The 4,185-nt window shown below is 53.5% G+C and carries 2 protein-coding genes and 1 riboswitch; both genes read left to right on the forward strand.

The window, feature by feature from the left end; all coding sequences use genetic code 11:
* Positions 1-211: 211 nt before the first annotated feature.
* A riboswitch (cyclic di-GMP riboswitch) is annotated at positions 212-325 on the forward strand.
* 147 nt (positions 326-472) lie between these two features.
* On the forward strand, positions 473-2,341 hold the full coding sequence (locus O6944_04590) for a cadherin-like domain-containing protein (GenBank protein MCZ6718417.1): 1,869 nt from the start codon (positions 473-475) through the stop codon (positions 2,339-2,341).
* A gap of 334 nt (positions 2,342-2,675) precedes the next feature.
* A complete protein-coding gene (locus tag O6944_04595; GenBank protein ID MCZ6718418.1) occupies positions 2,676-3,677 on the forward strand; it encodes a hypothetical protein in 1,002 nt (333 codons plus the stop codon).
* Positions 3,678-4,185: the final 508 nt, after the last annotated feature.

Raw genomic sequence — 4,185 nt, forward strand, 5'->3', positions numbered from 1 at the left:
CGGCCGCTTCTGGCCGAAAGCGGACTGTCAGTTTCGTGGTGTCGGTTCGGTTTCAATGACCGCTATTGAGTAAAGCGGACATTCAGAAATGGCAATCCTGACCGGGCTGGTTGAACGACCGCTTGTGACCCAGAGCGGACATTCGTCGTTGACATACTTCGCATGTAAAAACAGGCGAAGTGCGTCATTTTGGACTACGCTTAATGGGCATTACGGACAAAACCAAACCCGCCGAAAGACGGGGACGGAAAGCCACGGGTCCTCGCTTCCTCCGAGAAGCCAAGGAAGACCTCCCGAAGGACCCCAAGACCGCCGGGCTGCCGAGGCCACCAGATCGGCCGAACCTCTACCTGACAGGGCAACACATTTCTATAGCATTTCATCAGAAAAAAATAATGTTTCGATCAGGTCACTGGTTGCATCCGAATGCACACTCTATCGTCGGAGGACTGTTATTCGTCGGAGGACTGTTATGAAGAAATGTATCTATTGTTTTCTGCTAATCCTCGCTGCTTGTGGGGGCTGTGGCGGGTCGTCGACATCATCGCCACCTGCGAACCGGGCACCGCAGGCAGCAAATCAATCCGTTGCCACAAATCCAGGAGAGGCGCTGAGCGGAAGTCTCTCAGCCACCGACGCGGACGGAGATGCGCTTACGTACACGGTCGTCACGGGCTCTGCATCAGGGTCGGTGACTCTCAGCGGTACCGGCAATCGGAGTTTTGAATACACACCCAACGGTGGGTTCACTGGTGAAGACAGTTTTACATTCACTGCCAGCGATGGCGATACGACATCAAATACGGCGACCGTAACGGTAACTGTCAACAACCGCCCGATTGCTGTCGCTGGTAGCTTCTCGACCAGCGATGCCGCCGATCATTCCGGCGTAGTTTCGTCCACCGACGTCGAGGGCGACAATGTCGTTTATGAAGTTACAGCCGAGCCGCGCAAAGGCACGATTACAGCATTCGACAGCGCAACAGGTGCTTTCACTTACACCGCGATTGTCGGCGAGGATGGATTGGATAGTTTTTCTTTCGCCGCGTCAGACCCTTATCAATCATCATCCGAGGCGGTCATTAACATTGAAATATTTGGCTGGATCGGCACACAGCAATTTGGCGGGACGAGCGATGAAATTTCAACTACTGGTGGAATGATCCTCGGCGACGACGGCAGTCTGATATTCGGTGGCGGCACTGAAGGATCAATTGCCGGTGCTATCAACCAGGGGGGGCGGGACGCATGGCTGCGAAAGGTCGATCGCAGAGGAAACGAACTGTGGACAATTCAGTTTGGTACGGCTCAAGACGATGCCGTTCGCAATCTATGGCGGAATCCTCTCGGTGATGGATTCTTTGCTGTAGTGAGTCAAGATTGGGCCACTACTTACCGCTTCGATGATAGTGGAAATGAACTCTGGAGCACATTGGTCGATTTTACGGGGCTGGATATTGAGGCCCCAGCATATTGGGCCAATTTTGACGACAAAGGGAATATCTACTTGTTGTCCTGGTACCGAACATCCATCTCAACTCTCGGCTCAGTGCTGACCAAGCTGGATGGCACCGATGGAAGCGTCGTATGGCACCGCGAGCTCGATCCTTCGGATAGCAATCCGGGCAATCCTTTTGTCCCGGATTCACAAATTGTTTTTGCACGGGGGATAGCCTTTGATTCCTCCGGGCAGCTAGTCGTTTCAGGCTCATTTGAGGTCAATGGGTCGTCCACCCGAACCTGCATTCGATGCCCGTTCTTGGCGAGCTTCGACGAATCGGGATCAACCCTTTGGGTGAGAGAGCCAGGCTCCTTCTCAAGTTGTGGCCGAGATGGAAGCGGACAATTCTTCAGGACAACTGTCGATGACGATGACAGTTTACTTGTAGTTGGTATCAGCGAAAGATCATCTTCTGCGAGCGGTGATGGTTTGGTTGCACGGTTCAGCGCAGATGGCACTCAAGAACTCTGGTCGTATTGTGACGATTCAGGTGATGTAAACAGCTTCCTATTTTCACCGGCTCTAAAGGCAGCGAATGGCCACATTTTGGTATACGGATCACTCGAAGCTGCGCCCGATCCTATGTCCGGGTTACGCGAATCATCGGACCTCGTCGCGTTCAGACTCGATGAAAATGGAACCCTGTTGTGGGATCGAGTAATCGAAGGCAACAGGTCCGATGGAAGTGCCGCGATACTTTTTGCAGGGACACTGGTTGAGGATTCACAAGGAGTTCTTTATCTCAATGGATGGTCCGATGGTGAGCATACTAACGCTGCAAATGCGGGCGGTACTGACATCATTCTGATGCGACTCGATGCGGACGGAATGCCACGATAGGCTCCCTACAGTTTGGCAATCCGGTGACGTCGACTCACTCAAAATGGGCGCCAACGACAAACCATCTAAGCCGGATCAGAAAGTGTTGGCGGACTGACAATCCGTTGGTCGATTGACCGGCTGCTTTTGGCCGAAAGCGGACCTAAATTTCACTGGTTTTCGGGTCGTCTGAATGTCCGGTATCGGGAAAAGCGGACATTAGGAGTTGGGCGTCAATACACGACCTGAAGAACGTCCGCTTTACCCCCGAAAGCAGACATTGAGCTAGTATTGGTCCTAAGGGCCGCTAATGACCCAAAGCGGAAGTTCAAAGTCAAACGAGGAGTAACTCAAGATGGTCGAGGGATCAATTGACAGAGACTTTTTCAAGGTGGCCGCACCGAGCCCGTGGAAGCCTTGGATTATTGCGTCAGTTGCTGCTCTTGCCATCCTTGGGATTGCAGTTGCACTAATGAATTCGGTCGGGCTCTTCGAAATACCGGAGGATGATCCGGGAGCGAAGACCATCGCCGCGGCTATTGCTCTTATTGGTACGGTGCTTTCCGCAACGATGGCGCTCGTTGGGACAGTAGTTAAGTACTCCATCGATGACCGCAATTCTCGGTTAGCAGCGGTCGAAGCCAGTCACAACTATGCGCTTGCGGTGGAGGCTGAGAAGAGAAATCGAATCGAAGCTGCTATCCGCGCTGTAGATCTGCTAGGCGAGAACAACGCGGACGCGACGGGCAGTCAGATTGGTGGTGCGATGCTGGCTCTGGTCAGCCTCGGCGAGGTTAGTCTTGCCACTGCGCTCTTGTCACAGCTCTGGCCGAGCGGTTTGGCCGCACCAACCGTCGCTGAGATTGTGATCGCAGAGGCTCTTAAGACTGGTTCCGAAGATACTCAGCGCTTGGCAAGCGTAGTTCTCTATAAAAACGCTGATCAGATTCAGCAAGCGGGGTTTCACATCTGGCCGATATCCGATCCTGGGTGGGACACTGAATTGCCCGGGAATGCACGCCTCAGCTTAGCACTCGCGGCTGCCCATTGGTTGGTGTCAGACCTTAAGTCAGGCGGGTTAAGGTTGCCCAGCGGAGCCGCGGTGCTCTACCAGGCGCTGAATGATCCAGACGATATTGTCAAGGATATCGCTGCATCGAGCCTTAAACCACTTATTCAAAAAGTTCCCGAGACCGCCTGGATATACACGGATCAGAAGCGTTTGACAGCCCCGGAAATCGCTGCACGCCTGACTCAATTCCCGGACGAACCACTCACGAGCCATGGGGTACAGGTCGAATCCGACATTCGGGAGTTGTTAGAGCCATCAGACGGCGAGTCAGGCCAAACTTCCTAGTACATACGACTGAGCAATAAACTGGCGTACCGTGCCCAAGCCGACCTATCTCGCGTCTTCTTGCGTTGCCCGCTTGAGTATGTTTCGTGTGATATAGGATCGATGCAACGATCGTTACGGTTCTTTCTGGATCGGGCTGGAAAGTGTCAGTTCTGACACTTTTGCCAATTTTACCATCGAGGAAAGTGTCAGTTCTGCCAGCAAGGCGCCAGTGCAAGACGCTGCACGCCGGGTGGGGGGCGGAATCTCAACGCGCTACCTCAAGCGGACGCGTTTGGGTATGGGCGGTACAGCACATATCAGGCCCCCGCAATCATCTGTCCCTACACCTTTGACGGGCAGCTAGTGGCGCCTTGGAATTGTGAGCAAGCAATGACCAAATCCTGCCCCCGCTACCAGGAAAAGCGAAAACCCGGCCATGTGCCGGGTTTTTTTGTGCCGCCAATTTCTCATTCAATGTCCGCTTTACGCCCGAAAGCGGACATTCACGCCCAGGCTTCATATGTGC

It is taken from the genome of Gammaproteobacteria bacterium (assembly GCA_027296625.1).
Taxonomy (GTDB): domain Bacteria; phylum Pseudomonadota; class Gammaproteobacteria; order JAKEHO01; family JAKEHO01; genus JAKEHO01.